The following is a 21,908-nucleotide window of genomic DNA, read 5'->3' as shown; positions in this document are numbered from 1 at the left end:
TTTCATGATTGGATTGAATACCGCAGCGGTCTACGTGCTGCAAACCCTCGGCAGCCTGTACCTGCTGATCGTGCTGATGCGTTTCGTACTGCAACTGGTGCGGGCGAACTTTTACAACCCGATCTGCCAGTTCATCGTCAAGGCCACCCAGCCGCTGCTCAAGCCGCTGCGCCGGATCATCCCGAGCGTATTCGGCCTGGACATGTCCTCGCTGGTGCTGGCGATCCTGGTGCAACTGGCGCTGATGGCCCTGACCCTGCTGCTGACCTACGGCACCATCGGCAACCCGCTGCAATTGCTGATCTGGTCGATCATTGGCGTGACCGCGCTGTTCATGAAGATTTTCTTCTTCGCCCTGATCATCAGCGTGATCCTGTCCTGGGTCGCCCCGGGCAGCCATAACCCGGGCGCCGAACTGGTGAACGACGTCTGCGAACCGGCCCTGGCGCCGTTCCGCAAGTTCCTGCCGAGCCTGGGCGGCCTGGATCTGTCGCCGATCTTTGCGTTCCTGGCACTCAAGCTGATCGACATGCTGGTGATCAACAACCTCGCCGCCATGACCATGATGCCGCAAATCCTCCGCGTGTTGATCTGACCCGGTGAGCTGGTTTCGCTGGGACGGTGACGACCTGATTCTGGAGTGTCACCTGCAACCGGCAGCCCGCAGTGATGACTTCTGCGGGCTGCACGGCGATCGCCTGAAGATCCGCCTGACCGCGCCGCCGGTCGAGGGCAAGGCCAACGCGCATCTGATGGCGTTTCTGGCCAAGGCCTTTGGCGTGTCCAAGAGCCAGGTCAGCCTGATCAGTGGCGAGTTGAACCGGCAGAAACGGGTGCGAATCTGCTCGCCGAAGAAGTTGCCGGACTTGCCTGATCTGGTGCGTCCGGCAGGCTGACCGCGTCATCGTTCATCGCGAGCAAGCTCGCTCCCACATGGACCGCATCAATCCTGTGGGAGCGAGCCTGCTCGCGAATGGCGCACTTCGATCTTATTGAATGAAATCAGGCCCGGCCTTTGCTTGCCGCTAACCCCAGCGGTCTTTAGACTTACGCCTCATTTCAATGAGAGCAGGGTCGATGCCAGCTGCCTTTCCCCCCGATTCTGTTGGTCTGGTGACGCCGCAAGTGGCGCACTTCAGCGAACCCCTGGCGTTGGCCTGCGGTCGCTCGCTCCCGGCCTATGACCTGATCTACGAAACCTACGGCACGCTCAACGCCACGGCGAGCAACGCCGTGCTGATCTGCCACGCCCTGTCCGGCCATCACCACGCCGCCGGCTACCACAGCGCCGACGACCGCAAACCCGGTTGGTGGGACAGCTGCATCGGTCCCGGCAAGCCGATCGACACCAGCAAGTTCTTCGTGGTCAGCCTGAACAACCTCGGCGGCTGCAACGGCTCCACTGGCCCGAGCAGTATCAACCCGGACACCGGCAAGCCGTTCGGCGCCGACTTTCCGGTATTGACCGTGGAAGACTGGGTGCACAGCCAGGCGCGCCTGGCAGATCGTCTCGGCATCGCCCAGTTCGCGGCCGTGATCGGCGGCAGCCTCGGCGGCATGCAGGCGATGCAATGGAGCATCACTTACCCTGACCGCATCCGTCACTGCCTGGCCATCGCCTCGGCACCCAAGCTGTCGGCGCAGAACATCGCGTTCAACGAAGTGGCGCGCCAGGCGATCCTCACCGACCCGGAATTCCACGGCGGTTCATTCCAGGAACACAACGTGATCCCCAAGCGCGGCCTGATGCTGGCGCGGATGGTCGGGCACATCACCTACCTGTCCGACGACTCCATGGGCGAGAAATTCGGCCGCGGGCTCAAGAGCGAGAAGCTCAACTACGACTTCCACAGCGTCGAGTTCCAGGTGGAAAGCTACCTGCGCTATCAGGGCGAGGAGTTCTCCGGGCGCTTTGATGCCAACACCTACCTGTTGATGACCAAAGCGCTCGACTACTTCGATCCGGCGGCGAACTTCGACGATAACCTGGCGAAAACCTTTGAAGGCGCCAAGGCCAAGTTCTGCGTGATGTCGTTCACCACCGACTGGCGCTTCTCCCCTGCCCGCTCGCGGGAACTGGTGGACGCGCTGATGGCCGCGCGCAAGGACGTCTGCTACCTCGAGATCGACGCTCCGCAAGGCCACGACGCCTTCCTGATTCCGATCCCGCGCTACCTGCAGGCATTCGGCAATTACATGAACCGCATTACGTTGTGAGAAAGCCATGAGAGCTGATCTGGAAATCATCCAGGAATGGATCCCCGCCGGCAGCCGCGTGCTCGACCTCGGGTGCGGCGATGGCGAACTGCTGACCTGGCTGCGCGATAACAAGCAAGTCACCGGTTATGGCCTGGAAAACGACGCCGACAATATCGCCGAGTGCGTGGCCAAGGGCATCAACGTCATCGAACAGGACCTGGACAAGGGCCTGGGCAACTTTGCCAGCAACAGTTTCGATGTCGTGGTCATGACCCAGGCGCTGCAAGCGGTGCACTACCCGGACAGGATCCTCGAGGAAATGCTGCGCGTCGGTCGCCAGTGCATCATCACCTTCCCCAACTTCGGCCACTGGCGGTGCCGCTGGTACCTGGCGAGCAAGGGCCGCATGCCGGTTTCCGAGTTCCTGCCGTACACCTGGTACAACACGCCGAACATTCACTTCTGCACCTTCGCCGACTTTGAAGCCTTGTGTCGCGAACGTGAAGCGAAGGTCATTGATCGGCTGGCCGTGGATCAACAGCATCGGCACGGGTGGGCCAGCAAGCTATGGCCTAATCTGTTAGGTGAGATCGGTATCTACCGCGTCAGCAGTCCGGGACTTTCCGACCACAAGGTCGCGGTCTGATCCACCCTACTTCAAGGAGAACGATCATGGGTCGTCTAGCGTTGTTTCTACTCACTGCCTGCCTGAGCGTCACCGCCATGGCCGCCGACGCCATCAAGAGCGAACGCAAGGAAACCTTCGGTGACGTGACGGTGCACTACAACACCTTCAACTCCACCTACCTGCTACCGGACGTTGCCAAGGCTGCCCAGTTGACCCGCAGCAAGGATCAGGGCGTGATCAACATTTCGGTGATCAAGGCCGGCACGCCGATGGCGGCCGACGTCAGCGGCAGCGTCAAAGACCTGACCAGCCAAAGCTACACACTGAACTTCAAGCAGGTCACCGAGCAAGGAGCGATTTACTACATCGCCCAATACCCGGTACCGCAGCAGGAAATCCGCACCTTCAACATCAAGGTGCAGACCGGCGACAAGATCAACACCATCAATTTCAACCAAGAGCTCTTCCCTGGCCAATGATCAACTTCACGCAACTCGTACTGGCCAGCCATAACGCCGGCAAACTCAAGGAACTCCAGGCCATGCTCGGCGAGTCGGTGCATCTGCGCTCGATCGGCGAGTTCAGCAGCGTCGAGCCCGAAGAGACTGGTTTGTCGTTCGTCGAGAACGCCATCCTCAAGGCCCGCAATGCCGCGCGCATTTCCGGCCTGCCGGCGCTGGCCGACGATTCCGGGCTGGCGGTGGATTTCCTTGGCGGCGCGCCCGGTATCTACTCGGCGCGTTATGCCGATGGCAAGGGCGATGCGGCGAACAACGCCAAGCTGCTCGACGTGTTGAAAGACGTGCCTGAAGCCGAACGTGGCGCGCAGTTCGTCTGCGTGCTGGCACTGGTGCGCCACGCCGATGATCCGTTGCCGATCCTCTGCGAAGGTTTGTGGCACGGGCGAATCCTGACCCAGGCCAGCGGCGAACACGGTTTTGGCTACGACCCGCTGTTCTGGGTGCCGGAGCGCGATTGCTCCAGCGCCGAACTGAGCCCAGGCGACAAGAACCAGATCAGCCACCGCGCCCGTGCAATGGATCTGCTGCGCCAGCGTCTGGGCTTGAAATGACCCGTGAATCATCCGCGTCGCCGCTGATCTTCGGCGGCGATGCTCTATCGCCTCGAGCGGCCCTGCCTGTGCTGCCGCCGCTGGCGCTGTATATCCACATCCCGTGGTGCGTGCGCAAATGCCCTTATTGCGACTTCAACTCCCACACGGCCAGCCCCGTGCTGCCGGAAGAAGAGTACGTCGACGCATTGCTGGCCGATCTCGATCAGGACCTGCACGCCGTTTATGGTCGTGAGCTGAGCTCGATTTTCTTTGGTGGCGGCACGCCAAGCCTGTTCAGCGCTGATTCGCTGGGTCGTTTGCTCAAAGGCGTCGAACAGCGCATTCCGTTTGCCAGCGACATCGAAATCACCCTGGAAGCCAATCCGGGGACGTTCGAGCAAGACAAGTTCGTGGCGTACCGGAAACTGGGGATCAATCGCCTGTCGATCGGTATTCAGAGCTTTCAGCAAGAAAAGCTCGAGGCCCTGGGACGGATTCATAACGGTGACGAAGCCGTACGCGCCGCCGGTATGGCGCGGCAGGCCGGGTTCGACAACTTCAACCTGGACTTGATGCATGGCTTGCCGAATCAGTCCCTGGACGATGCCTTGGCGGACCTGCGCACAGCCATCGCCCTGAAACCGACTCACCTGTCGTGGTATCAACTGACCCTGGAACCGAACACAGTATTCTGGAACCAGCCACCGACTCTGCCGGAAGACGACACGCTGTGGGACATTCAGGAGGCCGGGCAAGCACTGCTGGCTGAACATGGTTACGTTCAATACGAAGTTTCGGCCTATGCCCTGCCCGGTCGCCCGGCGCGCCACAACCTCAATTACTGGAGTTTTGGCGACTTCATTGGCATCGGCGCCGGCGCCCATGGCAAGCTCAGCCATCCGGACGGGCGCATCATTCGTACCTGGAAGACCCGCCTGCCCAAGGATTACCTGAATCCGGCGAAAAGCTTTAAGGCCGGCGAGAAAGCGCTGACCAATGAAGAGATGCCGTTCGAATTCCTGATGAACGCGCTGCGCCTGACTGAAGGCGTCGAATCGCGGCTGTACCCGGAACGTACCGGCATGACGCTGGAAAGCCTCGCTGAAGGCCGCCGTGAAGCCGAACAAAGCGGCCTGTTGCAGGTCGAACCTTCACGTCTGGTAGCCACCGAGCGCGGACAACTCTTCCTCAACGACTTGCTGCAGAAATTTCTGACATAAGGAAATCGAATGGATTTGGTACTCGACCTGCTTGCCACTGTGTCTCGCTGGAGCCGCAGCAACCTCTCGGAAATCGCCCTGGCCCTGGTGGGCTGCCTGCTGGTGCTGTTTGGTGCGGATTTCAAAGGCTGGGTCGAGCAACGCCTGGGCAGCATCGCCGGCGCCTTGCGTGTGCCGCTGATGTCGCTGCTGTGCATGGTTGGTAGCGGTGCGGCACTGATCTATGCCACGCCGTGGGTCGTGCGCGGCTTGAGCCAGTTCAACAACTACAGCCTGGCGCCGGTGTTGCTGGTGGTGCTGGTGTTGATTGGCGTGGTCGCTGACCGCCGCTAATCTCAGCCACACCCTAAAACAACTGTGGGAGCGAGCTTGCTCGCGATGAGGCCATAACATCCAACATCTCTGTTGACTGCCAGGCCGCCATCGCGAGCAAGCTCGCTCCCACAGGTTTTACGCCAGCTTCTCGAACTTCAAATCCCACACTCCATGCCCAAGACGTTCGCCACGGCGTTCGAACTTGGTGATCGGGCGCTCGGCCGGGCGTGGTACGCACTTGCCGTCTTCGGCAAGGTTGCGGTAACCCGGCGCAACATTCATCACTTCCAGCATGTATTCGGCGTACGGCTCCCAGTCGGTGGCCATGTGCAGAATGCCGCCGACTTTCAATTTGCTGCGCACCAACTCAGCGAAGGACGCCTGAACGATACGACGCTTGTGGTGACGGCTCTTGTGCCACGGGTCCGGAAAAAACAGCATCAGGCGATCGAGGCTGTTATCGGCCACGCAGCGGTTGAGCACTTCGATCGCATCGCAATCGTAGACCCGCAGGTTGGTCAGGCCTTGTGTCAGCACGCCATTGAGCAGCGCACCGACACCCGGACGGTGAACCTCAACGCCAATGAAATCCTGATCCGGCGCAGCCGCAGCCATTTCCAGCAGCGAATGGCCCATGCCGAAACCGATTTCCAGCGAGCGCGGTGCCGAGCGACCGAACACCTGGTCGAAATCCACCGGCGCGTCGGCCAGCGGCAGCACGAACAGCGGAGTGCCCTGCTCCAGGCCCTTTTGCTGGCCTTCGGTCATGCGCCCGGCGCGCATCACGAAACTCTTGATGCGGCGGTGTTGGCGCTCGTCGCCTTCTTCCGTCTGGATAGGCGTGTCGTTCGATTCAGTCATCAATGGCTCTTACTTGATCAGACCATCCAGCGGCGAAGAGGCGCTGGCATAGAGTTTTTTCGGCATGCGGCCGGCGAGGTAGGCCAGGCGGCCTGCGACGATCGCATGTTTCATGGCTTCAGCCATCATGACCGGCTGCTGGGCGTGGGCGATGGCCGAGTTCATCAGCACCGCATCACAGCCCAGCTCCATGGCGATAGTGGCGTCGGAAGCAGTACCGACACCTGCATCCACCAGCACCGGGATCTTGGCTTCTTCGAGGATGATCTGCAGGTTATATGGATTGCAGATCCCCAGACCGGAGCCGATCAGACCGGCCAGCGGCATCACCGCGATGCAGCCGATTTCCGCCAATTGACGGGCGATGATCGGATCATCACTGGTGTAAACCATCACGTCGAAGCCTTCCTTGACCAGCGTTTCGGCGGCCTTGAGGGTTTCGATCACGTTGGGGAACAGGGTTTTCTGATCCGCCAGCACTTCCAGCTTGACCAGGTTGTGGCCATCGAGCAGCTCACGAGCCAGGCGGCAGGTGCGTACGGCCTCGATAGCGTCATAGCAACCGGCGGTGTTCGGCAGGAAGGTGTAGCGATCCGGCGACAGCACTTCGAGCAGGTTCGGCTCGCCCTCGATCTGGCCAAGGTTGGTGCGGCGCACGGCGAAGGTAACGATCTCGGCGCCCGAGGCTTCGATGGCCAGGCGGGTTTCTTCCATGTCACGGTACTTGCCGGTACCGACCAGCAAACGCGACTGGTAAGTACGACCGGCCAGGACGAAAGGCTTGTCGCTGCGAACGATGCTCATGGGAAATCCTCTGTAGGGGTGAGGTACTTGCAGAATTCTGTGGCCACTGGGGCGAGGCTGCTAGCCGCCGCCGATGGCGTGCACCACTTCGACGTTGTCGCCGTCGTTCAACGTGGTGTCTGCGTGCTGACTGCGCGGGACGATATCCAGATTGAGTTCGACCGCCACCCGGCGTCCGGTAAGGTCCAGACGGGTCAGCAGGGCCGCAACGGTTTCACCGTCGGGCAGTTCAAAGGATTCGCCGTTCAACTGAATGCGCATGCCGGATGCCGCCATCATTTTTAGGGGCTGGCATTCTAGCCCGATCGTGACCTAAAGGTCAGCAATAAGCGTCAAGTGGTCAGCGGCAAGCGCCAGGCGGCGAGGCCCAGGCAGAGCCAGCCCGCGAGGAAGGCCAGGCCGCCGAACGGGGTGACAATGCCAAGCTTGCTGATACCCGTCAGCGTGAGCACGTACAGGCTGCCGGAGAACAGCAGGATGCCGATGGCAAAGGATGCGCCGGCCCACGTGAGCAAACGGCCGGGAATCTGCGTGGCCAGCAGCGCCACGCCCAGCAGCGCCAGGGTGTGCACCAGTTGGTAAGTGACGCCAGTATGAAAAATCGTCAGATATTCAGGTGTCAGACGGTTTTTCAGGCCATGGGCGGCAAAGGCCCCGAGGCCGACACCGGTGAAGCCGAAAAAAGCGGCCAGCATCAGAAAGCCACGCAGCATGCAGAACTCCAGTCAGTTTCGATCCAAAGGGTCTGTATAATGGCCCGCTCAACGGGTTCGGCCAAGCCATCTCTATGCTGCGTATCTATTTCCGTCATTTCTCCAAGGCCGTGCTCTGGTTCATGGGTGGCAGCGTATTGCTGGTGCTGATCTTTCGCGTGGTGCCGCCACCGGGGACGACACTGATGGTCGAGCGCAAGATCGAATCCTGGTTTGACGGCGAACCCATTGACCTGCAACGGACCTGGAAACCCTGGGACGAAATCTCCGATGACCTGAAAGTCGCGGTGATTGCCGGCGAAGACCAGAAATTCCCGGAGCACTGGGGCTTCGATATCGGCGCGATTCAGGCGGCGTTTGCCCATAACGAGCGCGGCGGTTCGATCCGTGGCGCCAGCACCCTCAGCCAGCAAGTCTCGAAAAACCTGTTCCTGTGGTCTGGCCGCAGCTGGCTGCGCAAAGGCCTGGAAGCCTGGTTCACCGGACTGATCGAAGTGTTCTGGCCCAAGCAACGGATTCTTGAGGTGTACCTCAACAGTGTCGAGTGGGATGACGGCGTGTTTGGCGCCGAAGCAGCGGCCCGGCATCACTTTGGCGTGAGCGCCAGGAACCTCAGCCGCCAGCAATCGAGCTTGTTGGCCGCCGTACTGCCCAACCCTCGCGTGTGGAGTGCGAGCCATCCGACCGCTTACGTGGCGCGACGCGCAGGCTGGATTCGGCGACAGATGAGCCAGTTAGGTGGCGACAGCTATCTGGTCGGGCTGAACGATTCGCGCCGGGCGCCTTGGGCCCAATAACTGATCCCAGTTTTTCAGCCCCTGAAAACCACTGTGGGAGCGGGCTTGCCCGCGATGACGGCCCGACATTCAACTCTTATATTGAATGTTCGGGCCTCATCGCGAGCAAGCTCGCTCCCACAGGATCAATGATCGGGGCGTTTTTTATTGCCTGCTCGCCAGTTACGCAGCGATCGACAACTTGAGCTTGTTCATCGCGCTTTTCTCAAGCTGACGAATACGCTCGGCCGACACGTTGTACTTCTGCGCAAGGTCGTGCAGCGTGGCTTTTTCTTCCGCCAGCCAGCGCTGGTAGAGGATGTCACGGCTGCGGTCGTCCAGCACTTCCAGCGCTTCGTGCAGGTTGTGGTTGGAGTTGTCGCTCCAGTCGGCATCTTCCAGTTGACGGGCCGGATCGTACCGGTGGTCTTCCAGATAGTTGGCCGGCGACTGGAATGCACTGTCGTCGTCCGCTTCGGCAGCCGGATCGAAGGCCATGTCATGGCCGGTCAGGCGGCTTTCCATCTCGCGTACTTCCCGAGGCTCTACACCCAGGCTTTCCGCTACGCGATGGACTTCTTCGTTGTTCAGCCAGGCCAGACGCTTCTTCTGGCTGCGCAGGTTGAAGAACAGCTTGCGCTGGGCCTTGGTGGTCGCGACTTTCACGATGCGCCAGTTGCGCAGGATGAACTCGTGGATTTCCGCCTTGATCCAGTGCACGGCAAAGGACACCAGGCGCACGCCCATTTCCGGGTTGAAGCGCTTCACGGCCTTCATCAGGCCGACGTTGCCTTCCTGGATCAGGTCAGCCTGAGCCAGACCGTAGCCGGAATAGCTACGGGCGATATGTACGACAAAACGCAGGTGGGCGAGCACCATCTGCCGAGCCGCCCCCAAATCCTGCTCATAATAGAGACTCTCGGCCAGTTCACGCTCCTGCTCCGGCGACAGCAATGGAATGCTGTTGACGGTGTGCACATAGGCCTCCAGGTTCGCACCCGGGACCAGAGCATATGCAGGTTGCAAAGAATTGGTCATACGAAAAAACCTCCGACTTACAAACTCGTGCAGTTCAGCACTGCGAAAATTGACCGGAAACCGAAAGACAAGTTCCCTAAAACCCATAAACGCTGAAAGGTCAATACGAGCAAAATGATACTACTTAGGCGCAAGCTCCCTCAGGTGGCGTGCGACTGCAATCCATGCACCGATATACCCCAACAGCACCGCGCCAAGCAAGAGAGACAGACCGTCGGCAACTGGCACTCCAGCCAGCGCAAAATCACTGCCGTACAAACCGGCCAGCCCCACCACCGCGTCGTTCAGCCAATCAAGGCCGAACGCCAGAACGCCCCAGGACAGAATCCCCGCACCGAAGCCATACAGCGCGCCCATATACAGAAAGGGCCTGCGCACATAGCTGTCAGTGCCGCCGACCAGTTTAATCACTTCTATCTCTGTGCGGCGGTTTTCAATATGAAGACGAATGGTATTGCCTATCACCAAAAGTAATGCAGAAACCAGAAGCACGGTCAGACCGAAGACAAAACGGTCACCCAGCTTGAGGATGGCTGCCAGACGCTCGACCCAGACTAAATCAAGTTGCGCCTGTTGTACCTTCGGCAGCTCGGATAGTTTTTGTCTTAATGCTTCAAGAGCCGGCTTGTCGACTTCAGTCGGCGTCACCAGGACCACGCCCGGCAGCGGGTTCTCCGGCAACTCCTTGAGCGCCTCGCCCAGCCCGGACTGTTGCTGGAACTCTTCCAGCGCCTGATCCCGGCCAACGTATTCGGCCTCGGCGACGCCAGGCATGCCCTTGATCTGATCGCGCAGCGCTTCGCCTTCGGCCGGCTTGGCCTCAAGGTCCAGATACAGGGAAATCTGCGCAGCGCGCTGCCAGGAACCGCCCAGACGCTCGACGTTACTTAGCAAAAGTGACAGCCCCATGGGCAAACTCAGGGCCACCGCCATCACCATGCAGGTGAAGAAACTGCCGATAGGCTGCTTGCCCAGGCGGCGCAGGCTGTCCACCAGACTGGCGCGATGACTTTCGATCCAGGCGCGGAACAACGTGGCAAAGTCCGGCCCGTCGTCATCGTCGTGTTTTTTCTTTTGCGGCTGCGGATCGGCGGCCTTCGGGGCCACACGCTCGGAAACCTTGGGGCTACGTGTTGCACTCATACCGCAGCCTCCCCGTCACCGATCAATCGACCGCGTTGCAAGGTCAGCATGCGATGGCGCATGCGGGCGATCAGGGCCAGGTCGTGACTGGCGATCAGCACGCTGGTACCCAGGCGATTGATGTCTTCGAACACACCCATGATCTCGGCGGCCAGGCGCGGGTCGAGGTTACCGGTCGGCTCATCCGCCAGCAGCAAGGCCGGACGATGAACGATGGCGCGGGCGATGCCGACGCGCTGCTGCTGACCGGTGGACAGGTCACCCGGGTACAGATCGGTTTTATCCGACAGCGCCACGCGCTCCAGTGCCGAGTCCACGCGCTTGGCGATCTCGGCCTTGGACAGCCCCAGGATCTGCAAAGGCAACGCGACGTTATTGAACACCGTGCGATCGAACAGCAACTGGTGATTCTGGAACACCACGCCGATCTGCCGACGCAAGAAAGGAATCTGCGCGTTGCTGATGGTGCTCAGGTCTTGCCCGGCGAGCAGCAACTTGCCGCTGGTCGGGCGCTCCATCGCCAGCAACAGGCGCAACAGCGTGGATTTACCGGCGCCGGAATGGCCGGTGACAAACAAGAACTCGCCACGACGGACTCGAAAGCTCAGCTCATGCAAGCCGACGTGACCGTTCGGGTAGCGCTTACCGACCTGTTCGAAACGAATCATGAACGCTCCCGCTCGGCAAACAATGCCTGGACAAAGGGTTCTGCTTCAAAGGTACGCAAATCGTCGATGCCTTCGCCGACGCCAATGTAGCGGATCGGCAGGCCGAATTGCTTGGCCAGGGCGAAAATCACCCCGCCTTTGGCGGTGCCGTCGAGCTTGGTCAGCGCCAGGCCGGTCAGTTCGACGGTCTGGTTGAATTGCTTGGCCTGGTTGATGGCGTTCTGGCCGGTACCGGCGTCAAGCACCAACAGCACTTCGTGAGGTGCGTCAGCGTCGAGCTTGCCAATCACTCGGCGAACCTTTTTCAGCTCTTCCATCAGGTTGTCTTTGGTGTGCAGGCGGCCGGCGGTGTCGGCGATCAGCACATCGATGCCACGGGCCTTGGCGGCCTGCACGGCGTCGAAGATCACCGAGGCCGAGTCGGCACCAGTGTGCTGCGCGATCACCGGGATCTTGTTGCGCTCACCCCATACCTGCAATTGCTCCACCGCCGCGGCACGGAAGGTGTCGCCGGCGGCGAGCATGACTTTCTTGCCTTCCAGCTGCAGTTTCTTCGCCAGCTTGCCGATGGTGGTGGTCTTGCCGGCACCGTTGACGCCGACGACCAGAATCACGAACGGCTTGTTTTGCGAGGCGATTTTCAGCGGCTGCTCGACAGGCTTGAGCATCGCTGCCAGCTCGGCTTGCAGGGATTTGTACAGGGCATCGGCATCGGCCAGCTCCTTGCGCGCAACCTTCTGCGTCAGGCGCTGAATGATCACCGAGGTGGCTTCGACACCCACGTCGGCGGTCAGCAAACGGGTTTCGAGGTCTTCGAGCAACTCGTCATCAATGACCTTTTTGCCCAGGAACAGGCTGGCCATGCCTTCGCCGATACTGGCGCTGGTCTTGGACAGGCCCTGCTTGAGGCGGGCGAAGAAACCGGCTTTGGTTTCTTCGGTGCGTACCGGCTCGACCGGGGCTTCGACGGGCGCCGCGATCGGCTCAGGAATCGGAGCGGGTGCCGGTGCTTGAGCAACCGGAGCAACCGGAGCAACCGGAGCAACCGGAGCAACGAATACCGGAACCTCTGGCTGACTGACAACGGGCACAGGCTCAGCCACGACGACTGGCTCAACAATCGGTTCGACCACAGGCGCGTGAACCGGGGCAGGCGTAAACGCTGCCGGAGCCGGAATCGGTGGCGTCACGTGAGGAGCCAGGTCATTTTCGACCAATGCCACGGGTTCTTCGGCCACTGGCAGGGTCAACCACGGTTCGGCCGTCGGGGCCGGAGGCTGTTCGGTGACGATTTCGCTGACTGGCTGGGGAACGGCTTCAACCTTGGGTTGCAGCGACGGCTCGGCAATCGGCAGAACAACCGGCGCGGGCGTTTCTTCTATTACCGGGACCGGCGTCGGCGCTGGTTCAGGAATGGCTTGTGGCTGTTCGACGACGGGTTCCTGCGGCTTTTTGCGCAGCCATCCGAACAGGCTTTTCTTCTCGCCAGCCGCAGCTGGGGTCTTCTTGTCGTCGTTGGAACCAAACATGGAGGACGGCTATCTCACGGTAGCGACGCGCCAATGGCGCCCCGGCAAATAAATATTCGATGCAGAACAGACTGCGATTAACCCAGCTTGTTCACGCGCAACATTTTGTCGAGGTGCGAACGGCACCTCACGGAAACGTTTTTACGAAGGACTAAAGCAGCAAAATCGGCGAAAAAGCAGAGTTTAGTTGATAAATTCCAACCTTCTGCTGCAAACCCATACAACCTGATCAAACGCAAAGGCCTGATAGGCGTGGCCGCCAGTAAAACGGATCAGTATCCTAGCACCCTCTCGCCCGCTGACGCTAAGAACAAGCGGGCAGCCCCAAAGGTTTGAAAACGAATGAATGCTCTTGCCCGCCGCGCCGCAGGCCTGCTGCTCAGCACAGTTTGCCTGCCCCTTTCGGCCCTGGCTGCCGACCCGCAACCCACCCACGAATTCACTCTCGACAATGGCTTGAAGGTGGTCGTGCGCGAAGACCACCGTGCGCCCGTGGTAGTTTCCCAGGTCTGGTACAAGGTCGGCTCCAGCTACGAGACACCGGGTAATACTGGCCTGTCCCACGCCCTGGAACACATGATGTTCAAGGGCAGCGAGAAAGTCGGCCCCGGCGAAGCCTCGCTGATCCTGCGCGACCTCGGCGCCGAAGAGAACGCATTCACCAGCGATGATTTCACCGCCTATTACCAGGTGCTGGCCCGGGATCGCCTGGGCGTGGCCTTCGAACTGGAAGCCGACCGCATGGCCAGCCTGCGCCTGCCGCCCGACGAGTTCGCCAAGGAAATCGAGGTCATCAAGGAAGAGCGTCGCCTGCGTACCGACGACAAGCCGATGGCCAAGGCCTACGAGCGTTTCAAGGCCATGGCTTACCCGGCAAGCGGCTATCACACACCGACCATCGGCTGGATGGCCGACCTTGAGCGGATGAAAGTCGAAGAGCTGCGCCATTGGTACGAAACCTGGTACGTGCCCAACAACGCCACGCTGGTGGTGGTTGGCGATGTCACCCCGGACGAAGTCAAAACCCTGGCCCAACGCTATTTCGGCCCGATCGCCAAGCGTGAAGTGCCCGCCGCGAAAAAACCGCTGGAACTGGCCGAACCGGGCGAGCGCCAGATCACCCTGCACGTGCAGACCCAACTGCCTAGCCTGATGCTGGCCTTCAACGTGCCGAGCATCGCCACAGCCGAAGACAAGCGCCTGGTCAATGCCCTGCGCCTGATCTCGGCACTGCTCGACGGCGGCTACAGCGGACGTATCCCGACGCAACTGGAGCGCGGAGAAGAACTGGTGTCCGGTGGCTCGTCGAGTTACGACGCCTATACCCGTGGCGACAGTCTCTTCACCCTGTCGGCATCGCCAAACTCGCAGAAACACAAGACCATCGCCCAGGCGCAAGCCGGTTTGTGGAAGCTGCTCGACCAGCTGAAAACCACGGCGCCAACCGCTGAAGAGCTGGAGCGCGTACGCGCACAAGTCATCGCCGGCCTGGTCTTCGAGCGCGACTCGATCACCAGTCAGGCCACCGCCATCGGCCAACTGGAAACAGTCGGCCTGTCATGGAAACTGATGGACACCGAACTGGCCGATCTGGAAAGCGTCACGCCGGAAGATATCCAGAAAGCCGCCAAGCTGTATTTCACTCGCGAACGTCTCAGCGTCGCCCATGTACTGCCTCTGGAGACGACTCATGAGTGAGCGTAAACCCTCCCGCCTGGCCCTGATCGGCCTGATCGCCGTCACCGTTATCGGTTCCGCAGCGTTCTATTTGTCGCGCTCTGTCGAAACCAATGCCAGCGAAGCCCTCGACAAGGCCAAGGCCAGTCAGAAACTGCAGTCGCTGACCGAACTCAACGACAAGGCACCGAACCACCGCAAGCTGGACGTGCAGATCTGGAACACCGCCGAAGGCACCAAGGTGCTGTTTGTCGAAGCCCATGAGCTGCCGATGTTCGACATGCGCCTGATCTTCGCTGCCGGTAGCAGCCAGGACGGCGATGCACCGGGCGTGGCGGTGTTGACCAACGCCATGCTCAACGAAGGCGTGGCCGGCAAAGACGTCGGTGCCATTGCCCGGGGCTTCGAAGGCCTGGGCGCCGATTTCGGCAACGGCGCGTTCAAGGACATGGCAATTGCTTCGCTGCGTAGCCTGAGTGCCAAGGATAAGCGCGAGCCGGCCCTGAAGCTGTTCGCCGAAGTCATCGGCAAGCCGACTTTCCCTGCCGATTCGCTGGCCCGCATCAAGAACCAGATGCTTGCCGGTTTCGAATACCAGAAACAGAACCCCGGCAAACTGGCGAGCCTGGAGCTGATGAACCGCTTGTACGGTGATCACCCGTATGCACACGCCAGCGACGGCACGGCGAAAACCGTACCGGCGATTACCCAGGCACAGCTGCGTGCTTTCCACGAGAAAGCCTACGCAGCCGGTAACGTGGTGATCGCACTGGTCGGCGACCTGTCCCGCACGGAAGCCGAAGCGATTGCCGCCCAGGTTTCCGGCGCCCTGCCCAAAGGCCCGGCCTTGCCGAAAATTGCGCAACCCGCTGAGCCCAAGGCCAGCGTCGGCCATATCGAGTTCCCGTCCAAGCAGACCAACCTGATGCTCGCGCAACTGGGCATCGATCGCGATGACCCGGACTACGCGGCATTGTCCATGGGTAACCAGATTCTCGGTGGCGGCGGCTTCGGCACCCGCTTGATGAGCGAAGTGCGCGAGAAGCGTGGCCTGACTTACGGCGTGTATTCGGGCTTTACGCCGATGCAGGCGCGTGGCCCGTTCATGATCAACCTGCAAACCCGCGCCGAGATGAGCGAGGGCACCCTGAAACTGGTGCAGGATGTGCTGGCCGACTACCTTAAAACCGGCCCGACCGAAAAAGAGCTCGACGACGCCAAGCGCGAACTGGCCGGTAGCTTCCCGCTGTCCACCGCCAGCAACGCCGATATCGTCGGCCAACTGGGCGCCATCGGTTTTTACAACTTGCCGTTGAGTCACCTGGAGGACTTCATGCAACAGTCCCAGTCCCTGACCGTCGAGCAGGTCAAAGCCGCCATGAACAAACACCTGAGCACGAACAAGATGGTCATCGTCAGCGCTGGCCCGACCGTGCCGCAAAAGCCGTTACCGGCCCCTACTGATAAACCTTCCGAGCAGCCGCTCGGGGTTCCGGAGCATTAATGGCTACTCATTCGAAAAAACCTGCCCGCAACGTCCACAACGGCGTGAACCAGCTGCGCATCATCGGCGGCGAATGGCGCAGCCGGAAGCTGAGCTTCCCCGACGCCCCGGGCCTGCGTCCGACGCCGGACCGCGTGCGTGAAACCCTGTTCAACTGGCTCGCGCCTTACGTGCCGGGCGCCAAGGTGCTCGACCCGTTCACCGGCAGCGGCGCGCTGTTCCTCGAAGCCCTGTCCCGTGGCGCGGCCATGGGCCAGGCGCTGGACGCCAGCAGCATCGCGGTGTCCAGCCTGAAGGAACACCTGGGTACATTGCGCTGCACCAACGGCCAGGTCCAGACCGCCGACGCCCTGCGCTACCTGGAAACCCAGACCGCAACGGCCTACGACCTGGTGTTCCTCGATCCACCGTTCAACCAGAACCTGCTGCCCGCCGTTTGCAAGTTGCTCGAAGAGCGCCAATGGCTGGCCGAAGACGCCTGGGTGTACACCGAAAGTGAGTCGGCACCGTCGACCCTGGGCCTGCCGCAGAACTGGCGCCTGCACCGGGAGCAGAAATCCGGGCGCGTCTACTACTCGTTGTGGCAACGTATGGCAGAGATCGTCGGTTAACCGACCGACCTGAAAAAGGTGCGTACCCGCTACGCACCGCTGCATCGAGAATGATCGTGTCTCATCCGCCAGAACGCTTCACCCCCGCCTTCGGCCTCGGCAATCCGCACTTGCAAACCTTGTGGGGGCCGCTGTGGCGTAAAACCGTGCACATCGGTCGCGAACGCGAGCGTCTTTGGCTTGAAGACGGCGATTTTCTCGATCTCGACTGGCACGGCCCGCACAGCGCCGACGCACCGTTGGTGCTGGTATTGCACGGGCTCACCGGGTCCTCGAATTCGCCTTACGTGGCCGGCATGCAAAAAGCCCTGGGTGACCGAGGCTGGGCGAGCGTCGCACTGAACTGGCGCGGCTGTTCGGGCGAACCCAACCTGTTGCCGCGCAGCTACCATTCCGGCGCCAGCGAAGACCTGGCCGAAACCATCAGGCACTTGCGGGCCAAACGGCCTCTCGCGCCACTGTATGCGGTGGGTTACTCCCTGGGCGGTAATGTCCTGCTCAAGCATTTGGGCGAAACCGGCAGCGACAGCGGCGTGACGGGCGCCGTGGCGGTGTCGGTGCCGTTCCGCCTGGACCAGTGCGCCGACCGTATCGGGCAAGGCTTCTCCAAGGTTTACCAGGCGCATTTCATGCGCGAGATGGTCGCCTACATCAAGAACAAGCAGCGACAATTCCAGCATGACGGACGCGAGGAGGGCCTGGCAGCCCTGGCGGCCCTCGGATCCCTGGAAAACATGCGCACGTTCTGGGATTTCGACGGACGCGTCACTGCACCACTGCACGGTTTCGCCGATGCCGAGGATTACTATCGCCGCGCCTCCAGCCGCTATTTCCTTGGCGAAATTCGTACGCCGACCTTGATGATTCAGGCCGCCGACGACCCCTTCGTGTTTCCCCACAGCCTGCCGCAGGTCGATGAGTTGTCCGCTTGCACGCAATTCGAACTGCAAGCCAATGGCGGGCATGTCGGCTTCGTCGACGGTACGCTCAGGCAACCGGGTTACTACCTGGAGCGACGTATCCCCGAGTGGCTGGCCGCCATAGGGCACTCTTGAATCATGGACGCTGACCAAGGCGAATCAATCCACTTCTGGCAAACCCCGCCACTGGCCGGGGTCGAGTTATTGTCCGCCCGCTACATCGACCATCGTTTCGCCCCACATGTGCATGACGGCTATGTGATCGGCATGATCATGGCCGGCGCCCAGCGTTATCGCTATCGCGGCGCTGAACACCTGGCGGGCAGCGGCACGCTGGTGCTGATCAACCCTGATGAACTGCACACCGGTCACAAAGGCACCGAGGATGGCTGGCTTTACCGGGCGTTCTATCCGGACAGCGGGCAGATGACCTCGCTGCTGGCCGAACTCGAACTGCCAACCCACCACTTGCCGGCCTTCGGTGCCACGCTGTATCGCGACCAGGATCTGGTGAACGGCTTCTGCCAACTTCACCGTTTGCTGGAAAGCCCCGCCAGCGCATTGCAGCAACAAACGGTCTGGCGTGAACTGGTGCTGTCGCTGTTGCAGCGTCATGCGGCGGTGCCTGATGCCGGCAAACCCGGCAAGGAACACCGTGCCGTAAGCCTGGCCAAGGAATTGCTGCACTCGCAATTGGCAGCACCGCCCTCACTGGAAGCGCTGGCGACGGCGGTCAATCTCTCGCCATTCCATTTCGCCCGGGTGTTCCGCCGGGCCACCGGCATGCCGCCGCACACCTGGCTGATGCAACAGCGTATCGCCCGGGCGCGGGCGTTGCTGCAAAGTGGCTGTCTGCCGCTGGAAGTCGCGATGCAACTGGGGTTTGCCGACCAGAGCCATCTGAGTCGGCAGTTCAAGCAGGTGTATGGGGTTGGACCGGGGGCGTATCGCAGTGCAAAGCGGGGACTTGAGGCTTGATGAGGTCTCACAAACCCCATCCATCCCCGTGGGAGCGAGCTTGCTCGCGATGGCGGCTTAACAATCAGCATCAATATTGAATGTAATGGCCCCATCGCGAGCAAGCTCGCTCCCACAAGGTTTCGTGGCGTTCATTCGCCGGTGGCGATGCCCCGCGCAGGCTCGTTGATCCACTCGCTCCACGACCCGGCATACAACGAACCCAACGGATAACCGGCCAGACACAACGCAAACAGGTTGTGGCACGCCGTCACGCCGGAACCGCAGTACGCCACCAGATCATTTGGCGAACGATCGTCCAGTTTCGCGGCGAAACGCTGCTTGAGCTGATCGGCCGGCAGGAAGCGCCCGTCACTGCCCAGGTTCTCGGTAAACGCAGCACACTGGGCACCTGGGATGTGCCCGGCAATCGGATCGATCGGTTCCACCTCACCCTTGAAGCGCGGCAGTGCGCGGGCATCGAGCAGGGTCAGTTCCGGCCGTGCAAGGCGCTTTTGCAGCTGCTCGGCACTGATCAGCAACGCCGTATCAGGACTGCCGGTGAAGGAACCACAGGGAATCGCCGGCGCATCCAGGCTCAGCGGCAAACCGGCTGCGTGCCAGGCCTTCAGACCGCCATCAAGGATGAACACACCGTCGCGCTTGCCCAACCATGCCAGCAACCACCAGGCCCGCGCCGCATAGGCCCCCGGACCGTCGTCATACAGAACCACTTCGCTATCGGCATTGATGCCGAAGGCTTGCAGGCGTTCGATCAGTTGCGCCGGCTCGGGTAACGGATGACGCCCGGTCACGCCCTTGACCACGGCGCCACTCAGGTCACGCTCGAGGTCGGCATAGCTCGAACCGGCGATGTGCCCTTCGGCATAGCTGCGCTGACCGTAATCCGGGTCTTCGAGGGCAAAACGACAATCCAGAATCACCAGCCCCGGCTGGTCCTTTTTCAGGTCCAGTGCTTGCGGGCTGATCAGTTGCGCAATGGGCATAGCGGGCTCCTGTGATTAACTCGGCCTTGATCCTACTGTACTTCTTCCAGTGCCTGGGCCAGGGGCACGTAAAACTCTTCGAACAAGGCGCTGACCGCATCGCGGGCCTGGTCCGTAACGAACCCGGCCTCCAGCACCAGCACCTGATACACCCCGCGTTTAATGGCCTGCTCGCTCAAGTGGCTGGAGTTCTCCCGCGTGGTGCACAGGAAGCGCACCCAAGACGTGAGGATGATCCAGGCATTGAGCGTCAAGGATTCGATCTGCACCTTGTCCATCTTCAGGATGCCGGCGGCGACGAAACCTTCGTAGATCGCCCCCCCCTGTATCAGGCAGCGCTGGGAGAAACGTCGATAGCGGTCGGCCAGGTCCGGATCGCTGTCGAGCAAATGTTCGAGATCGCGATGCAGAAACCGGTAGCGCCACATCGCCGACAGCAGCTCCTTGAGGTAGAAGCGTTTGTCTTCCACCGTGGCGGCACGGCCCTGGGGCGGGCGCAGGAAGCTGTCCACCAGGCTTTCGTACTCGCTGAACAGCACCGCGATGATCGCCTGCTTGTTCGGGAAGTGGTAGTACAGGTTGCCCGGGGAAATTTCCATATGGGCAGCGATGTGGTTGGTGCTGATACTGCGCTCGCCCTGCTGGTTGAACAGCTCCAGGCTGTTCTGCACGATGCGCTCGCTGGTTTTGATCCGTGGGGCCATGGCTTGAGCTTTAATTCAGAGTGCGTTGACGGGCATCTTAGATCTATCCGCGAGCGGATAAAACAAAGCTGTTCCAGGATGTCATTTGACTTTTTAGAGCATAGACTCTAAAAAGTGCTTCATTACAATAAATCCGGAGCCGACCATGACTGCTGAAATTTCCTACCTGCAGAACCTACAGCAGCCGCTGGAAGAGCTTCAGGCCCTGTTCGACGCCCAGCGTGCCGCGTACGCCGCCAACCCGATGCCACCGGCCGCGCAGCGCCAGCAATGGCTCAAGGCGCTAAAGGATTTGTTGAGCAATGAACGCCAGGCCCTGATCGATGCGATCAGCCAGGACTTCAGCCATCGCAGCGCCGATGAAACCCTGCTCGCGGAACTGATGCCCAGCCTGCACGGCATCCATTACGCCAGCAAACACCTCAAGGGCTGGATGCGAGCCTCGCGACGCAAGGTGGGCGCCGCTTTCCAGCCAGCTTCGGCCAAAGTGGTTTACCAACCGCTGGGCGTGGTCGGGGTCATCGTGCCGTGGAACTACCCGTTGTATCTGGCCATCGGTCCGTTGGTCGGCGCGCTGTCGGCGGGCAATCGGGTGATGCTCAAGCTCAGTGAGTCGACCCCCGCGACCGGCTTGCTGATGAAGCAACTGCTGGCGCGAATCTTCCCCGAAGACCTGGTTTGCGTGGTCCTGGGCGAGGCTGATATGGGCGTGGCGTTTTCACGCCTGCCGTTCGATCACCTGCTGTTCACTGGCGCCACCAGCATCGGCAAACACGTCATGCGCGCCGCCGCGGAAAACCTGACCCCGGTGACCCTGGAGCTGGGCGGCAAATCCCCGGCCATCGTTTCCCGGGATGTGCCGCTCAAGGACGCCGCCGAACGCATCGCCTTCGGCAAGACCCTGAATGCCGGCCAGACCTGCGTGGCCCCGGACTATGTGCTGGTGCCGGAGAATCGCGTCGGAGGTTTCGTCGAGGCCTATCGCACAGCCGTCCGTGGGTTTTATCCGACGCTGGCCGACAACCCGGACTACACCGCGATCATCAATGAGCGACAACTGGCGCGTCTCAACGGTTACGTCAGTGACGCCACCAGCAAGGGTGCGTTGCTGATGCCGCTGTTCGACCAGGGCCAGGGCCGCCGCATGAGCCATAGCCTGCTGCTCAATGTTACGGACGAGATGACGGTGATGCAGGACGAAATCTTCGGGCCGCTGCTGCCGATCGTGCCGTACAAGGATCTGGAGCAGGCATTTGCCTACATCAACCAGCGCCCTCGCCCACTGGCGCTGTATTACTTCGGCTACGACAAGCGCGAACAACAGCGCGTGCTGCACGAAACCCATTCCGGCGGCGTGTGCCTGAACGACACCCTGCTGCACGTCGCCCAGGACGACATGCCGTTTGGTGGCATTGGTGCCTCGGGCATGGGCCACTATCACGGACATGAAGGGTTCCTGACCTTCAGCAAAGCCAAGGGCGTGTTGATCAAACAACGGTTCAACGCCGCGAAGTTGATCTATCCGCCGTACGGCAAGTCGATTCAGAAGCTGATCCAGAAGCTGTTCATCCGCTAACGAT

Annotated in this window: 25 protein-coding genes; 15 read left to right on the top strand and 10 right to left on the bottom strand. The window is 61.0% G+C overall.

The features are described 5' to 3' along the window. The first annotated feature begins 4 nt into the window (after window positions 1–4). From KW840_RS06350 to KW840_RS06315, 8 genes are all read left to right on the top strand, one after another. Window positions 5–595, top strand: a complete 591-nt coding sequence (locus KW840_RS06350) for a YggT family protein (protein ID WP_057712914.1) — start codon at window positions 5–7, stop codon at window positions 593–595. A gap of 4 nt (window positions 596–599) precedes the next feature. Next, window positions 600–896 (top strand): DUF167 domain-containing protein, encoded by a 297-nt coding sequence (locus KW840_RS06345; RefSeq protein WP_090451949.1) that lies wholly within the window; start codon window positions 600–602, stop codon window positions 894–896. A gap of 181 nt (window positions 897–1,077) precedes the next feature. Further along, on the top strand, window positions 1,078–2,217 hold the full coding sequence (locus KW840_RS06340; protein ID WP_008046479.1) for a homoserine O-acetyltransferase: 1,140 nt from the start codon (window positions 1,078–1,080) through the stop codon (window positions 2,215–2,217). 7 nt (window positions 2,218–2,224) lie between these two features. Further along, window positions 2,225–2,845 carry a methionine biosynthesis protein MetW gene (gene metW, locus KW840_RS06335; RefSeq protein ID WP_056726485.1) on the top strand — a complete coding sequence of 207 codons (621 nt, stop codon included), beginning with the start codon at window positions 2,225–2,227 and terminating at the stop codon, window positions 2,843–2,845. 26 nt (window positions 2,846–2,871) lie between these two features. Next, complete coding sequence (locus tag KW840_RS06330) at window positions 2,872–3,306, top strand: DUF4426 domain-containing protein (RefSeq protein WP_218494694.1); 435 nt, start codon at window positions 2,872–2,874, stop codon at window positions 3,304–3,306. Continuing rightward, the gene (gene rdgB, locus KW840_RS06325; protein ID WP_007987823.1) at window positions 3,303–3,899 is read left to right on the top strand and encodes an RdgB/HAM1 family non-canonical purine NTP pyrophosphatase; all 597 of its coding nucleotides are present in this window, start codon (window positions 3,303–3,305) and stop codon (window positions 3,897–3,899) included. The genes KW840_RS06330 and rdgB overlap by 4 nt, the downstream gene beginning before the upstream one ends. Then, window positions 3,896–5,101 carry a radical SAM family heme chaperone HemW gene (hemW, locus tag KW840_RS06320; RefSeq protein WP_256353203.1) on the top strand — a complete coding sequence of 402 codons (1,206 nt, stop codon included), beginning with the start codon at window positions 3,896–3,898 and terminating at the stop codon, window positions 5,099–5,101. The genes rdgB and hemW overlap by 4 nt, the downstream gene beginning before the upstream one ends. 9 nt (window positions 5,102–5,110) lie before the next feature. Further along, window positions 5,111–5,434: a DUF3392 domain-containing protein gene (locus KW840_RS06315; RefSeq protein WP_102670623.1), complete on the top strand. Its 324-nt coding sequence runs from the start codon at window positions 5,111–5,113 to the stop codon at window positions 5,432–5,434. A gap of 117 nt (window positions 5,435–5,551) precedes the next feature. Here KW840_RS06315 and trmB read toward each other — a convergent pair whose 3' ends face one another. From trmB to KW840_RS06295, 4 genes are all read right to left on the bottom strand, one after another. Beyond that, window positions 5,552–6,277 (bottom strand): tRNA (guanosine(46)-N7)-methyltransferase TrmB, encoded by a 726-nt coding sequence (gene trmB, locus KW840_RS06310; RefSeq protein WP_057712910.1) that lies wholly within the window; start codon window positions 6,275–6,277, stop codon window positions 5,552–5,554. A gap of 9 nt (window positions 6,278–6,286) precedes the next feature. Continuing rightward, window positions 6,287–7,081, bottom strand: a complete 795-nt coding sequence (locus tag KW840_RS06305; RefSeq protein ID WP_007975390.1) for a thiazole synthase — start codon at window positions 7,079–7,081, stop codon at window positions 6,287–6,289. A gap of 60 nt (window positions 7,082–7,141) precedes the next feature. Further along, complete coding sequence (thiS, locus tag KW840_RS06300) at window positions 7,142–7,342, bottom strand: sulfur carrier protein ThiS (RefSeq protein WP_007953386.1); 201 nt, start codon at window positions 7,340–7,342, stop codon at window positions 7,142–7,144. A gap of 71 nt (window positions 7,343–7,413) precedes the next feature. Further along, window positions 7,414–7,794: a DUF423 domain-containing protein gene (locus tag KW840_RS06295; RefSeq protein ID WP_057712909.1), complete on the bottom strand. Its 381-nt coding sequence runs from the start codon at window positions 7,792–7,794 to the stop codon at window positions 7,414–7,416. Between the two features lie 74 nt (window positions 7,795–7,868). Between KW840_RS06295 and mtgA the strand changes: the two genes are divergently transcribed. Further along, complete coding sequence (mtgA, locus tag KW840_RS06290) at window positions 7,869–8,591, top strand: monofunctional biosynthetic peptidoglycan transglycosylase (protein WP_057712908.1); 723 nt, start codon at window positions 7,869–7,871, stop codon at window positions 8,589–8,591. Window positions 8,592–8,753: 162 nt separating this feature from the next. Here the strand turns inward: mtgA and rpoH are convergent, their stop codons facing one another. From rpoH to ftsY, 4 genes are all read right to left on the bottom strand, one after another. After that, entirely contained in the window at window positions 8,754–9,608 is an 855-nt protein-coding gene (rpoH, locus tag KW840_RS06285) for an RNA polymerase sigma factor RpoH (RefSeq protein WP_007975386.1), read from the bottom strand. 120 nt (window positions 9,609–9,728) lie between these two features. Further along, entirely contained in the window at window positions 9,729–10,751 is a 1,023-nt protein-coding gene (ftsX, locus tag KW840_RS06280) for a permease-like cell division protein FtsX (RefSeq protein WP_057712907.1), read from the bottom strand. Then, window positions 10,748–11,419, bottom strand: a complete 672-nt coding sequence (gene ftsE / locus KW840_RS06275) for a cell division ATP-binding protein FtsE (RefSeq protein WP_007975383.1) — start codon at window positions 11,417–11,419, stop codon at window positions 10,748–10,750. Before ftsE ends, ftsX begins: the two co-directional genes overlap by 4 nt. Continuing rightward, complete coding sequence (ftsY, locus tag KW840_RS06270; protein WP_218494693.1) at window positions 11,416–12,948, bottom strand: signal recognition particle-docking protein FtsY; 1,533 nt, start codon at window positions 12,946–12,948, stop codon at window positions 11,416–11,418. Before ftsY ends, ftsE begins: the two co-directional genes overlap by 4 nt. A gap of 342 nt (window positions 12,949–13,290) precedes the next feature. Here ftsY and KW840_RS06265 point away from each other — a divergent pair, with 342 nt between their 5' ends. Genes KW840_RS06265 through KW840_RS06245 form a run of 5 tightly spaced genes read left to right on the top strand, consistent with a single transcriptional unit; the run spans window position 13,291 to window position 18,638 of the window. Beyond that, window positions 13,291–14,646 carry a pitrilysin family protein gene (locus KW840_RS06265; protein ID WP_057712905.1) on the top strand — a complete coding sequence of 452 codons (1,356 nt, stop codon included), beginning with the start codon at window positions 13,291–13,293 and terminating at the stop codon, window positions 14,644–14,646. Beyond that, window positions 14,639–16,129, top strand: coding sequence for a pitrilysin family protein (locus tag KW840_RS06260; RefSeq protein WP_218494692.1), 1,491 nt, complete (start codon window positions 14,639–14,641; stop codon window positions 16,127–16,129). Before KW840_RS06265 ends, KW840_RS06260 begins: the two co-directional genes overlap by 8 nt. Beyond that, on the top strand, window positions 16,129–16,740 hold the full coding sequence (gene rsmD / locus KW840_RS06255) for a 16S rRNA (guanine(966)-N(2))-methyltransferase RsmD (RefSeq protein WP_057712903.1): 612 nt from the start codon (window positions 16,129–16,131) through the stop codon (window positions 16,738–16,740). Before KW840_RS06260 ends, rsmD begins: the two co-directional genes overlap by 1 nt. 56 nt (window positions 16,741–16,796) lie before the next feature. Then, window positions 16,797–17,795 carry a hydrolase gene (locus KW840_RS06250; RefSeq protein WP_090457712.1) on the top strand — a complete coding sequence of 333 codons (999 nt, stop codon included), beginning with the start codon at window positions 16,797–16,799 and terminating at the stop codon, window positions 17,793–17,795. A gap of 3 nt (window positions 17,796–17,798) precedes the next feature. Next, window positions 17,799–18,638, top strand: coding sequence for an AraC family transcriptional regulator (locus KW840_RS06245; protein ID WP_057712902.1), 840 nt, complete (start codon window positions 17,799–17,801; stop codon window positions 18,636–18,638). Between the two features lie 131 nt (window positions 18,639–18,769). On the opposite strand, the gene KW840_RS06240 is transcribed toward KW840_RS06245, so the two are convergent. Together KW840_RS06240 and KW840_RS06235 are read right to left on the bottom strand one after the other, a co-directional pair. After that, window positions 18,770–19,624, bottom strand: coding sequence for a sulfurtransferase (locus KW840_RS06240; RefSeq protein WP_218494691.1), 855 nt, complete (start codon window positions 19,622–19,624; stop codon window positions 18,770–18,772). A gap of 32 nt (window positions 19,625–19,656) precedes the next feature. Further along, entirely contained in the window at window positions 19,657–20,328 is a 672-nt protein-coding gene (locus KW840_RS06235) for a TetR/AcrR family transcriptional regulator (protein WP_057712900.1), read from the bottom strand. Window positions 20,329–20,473: 145 nt separating this feature from the next. Here KW840_RS06235 and KW840_RS06230 point away from each other — a divergent pair, with 145 nt between their 5' ends. Further along, complete coding sequence (locus KW840_RS06230) at window positions 20,474–21,904, top strand: coniferyl aldehyde dehydrogenase (RefSeq protein ID WP_154909938.1); 1,431 nt, start codon at window positions 20,474–20,476, stop codon at window positions 21,902–21,904. Window positions 21,905–21,908: the final 4 nt, after the last annotated feature.

The sequence above is a fragment of the Pseudomonas sp. PDM30 genome, assembly GCF_019218985.1.
Classification (GTDB): domain Bacteria; phylum Pseudomonadota; class Gammaproteobacteria; order Pseudomonadales; family Pseudomonadaceae; genus Aquipseudomonas; species Aquipseudomonas jessenii.
This window is presented reverse-complemented; position numbering and strand designations above follow the sequence as displayed.

Excerpts from the sequence above, each read along its gene's own strand:
- KW840_RS06350 (WP_057712914.1), top strand. The coding sequence starts at position 5 with ATGATTGGATTGAATACCGCAGCGGTCTACGTGCTGCAAACCCTCGGC.
- KW840_RS06340 (WP_008046479.1), top strand. The coding sequence starts at position 1,078 with ATGCCAGCTGCCTTTCCCCCCGATTCTGTTGGTCTGGTGACGCCGCAA.
- metW (WP_056726485.1), top strand. The coding sequence starts at position 2,225 with ATGAGAGCTGATCTGGAAATCATCCAGGAATGGATCCCCGCCGGCAGC.
- KW840_RS06330 (WP_218494694.1), top strand. The coding sequence starts at position 2,872 with ATGGGTCGTCTAGCGTTGTTTCTACTCACTGCCTGCCTGAGCGTCACC.
- rdgB (WP_007987823.1), top strand. The coding sequence starts at position 3,303 with ATGATCAACTTCACGCAACTCGTACTGGCCAGCCATAACGCCGGCAAA.
- hemW (WP_256353203.1), top strand. The coding sequence starts at position 3,896 with ATGACCCGTGAATCATCCGCGTCGCCGCTGATCTTCGGCGGCGATGCT.
- KW840_RS06315 (WP_102670623.1), top strand. The coding sequence starts at position 5,111 with ATGGATTTGGTACTCGACCTGCTTGCCACTGTGTCTCGCTGGAGCCGC.
- trmB (WP_057712910.1), bottom strand. The coding sequence starts at position 6,277 with ATGACTGAATCGAACGACACGCCTATCCAGACGGAAGAAGGCGACGAG.
- KW840_RS06305 (WP_007975390.1), bottom strand. The coding sequence starts at position 7,081 with ATGAGCATCGTTCGCAGCGACAAGCCTTTCGTCCTGGCCGGTCGTACT.
- thiS (WP_007953386.1), bottom strand. The coding sequence starts at position 7,342 with ATGCGCATTCAGTTGAACGGCGAATCCTTTGAACTGCCCGACGGTGAA.
- KW840_RS06295 (WP_057712909.1), bottom strand. The coding sequence starts at position 7,794 with ATGCTGCGTGGCTTTCTGATGCTGGCCGCTTTTTTCGGCTTCACCGGT.
- mtgA (WP_057712908.1), top strand. The coding sequence starts at position 7,869 with ATGCTGCGTATCTATTTCCGTCATTTCTCCAAGGCCGTGCTCTGGTTC.
- rpoH (WP_007975386.1), bottom strand. The coding sequence starts at position 9,608 with ATGACCAATTCTTTGCAACCTGCATATGCTCTGGTCCCGGGTGCGAAC.
- ftsX (WP_057712907.1), bottom strand. The coding sequence starts at position 10,751 with ATGAGTGCAACACGTAGCCCCAAGGTTTCCGAGCGTGTGGCCCCGAAG.
- ftsE (WP_007975383.1), bottom strand. The coding sequence starts at position 11,419 with ATGATTCGTTTCGAACAGGTCGGTAAGCGCTACCCGAACGGTCACGTC.
- ftsY (WP_218494693.1), bottom strand. The coding sequence starts at position 12,948 with ATGTTTGGTTCCAACGACGACAAGAAGACCCCAGCTGCGGCTGGCGAG.
- KW840_RS06265 (WP_057712905.1), top strand. The coding sequence starts at position 13,291 with ATGAATGCTCTTGCCCGCCGCGCCGCAGGCCTGCTGCTCAGCACAGTT.
- KW840_RS06260 (WP_218494692.1), top strand. The coding sequence starts at position 14,639 with ATGAGTGAGCGTAAACCCTCCCGCCTGGCCCTGATCGGCCTGATCGCC.
- rsmD (WP_057712903.1), top strand. The coding sequence starts at position 16,129 with ATGGCTACTCATTCGAAAAAACCTGCCCGCAACGTCCACAACGGCGTG.
- KW840_RS06245 (WP_057712902.1), top strand. The coding sequence starts at position 17,799 with ATGGACGCTGACCAAGGCGAATCAATCCACTTCTGGCAAACCCCGCCA.
- KW840_RS06240 (WP_218494691.1), bottom strand. The coding sequence starts at position 19,624 with ATGCCCATTGCGCAACTGATCAGCCCGCAAGCACTGGACCTGAAAAAG.
- KW840_RS06235 (WP_057712900.1), bottom strand. The coding sequence starts at position 20,328 with ATGGCCCCACGGATCAAAACCAGCGAGCGCATCGTGCAGAACAGCCTG.
- KW840_RS06230 (WP_154909938.1), top strand. The coding sequence starts at position 20,474 with ATGACTGCTGAAATTTCCTACCTGCAGAACCTACAGCAGCCGCTGGAA.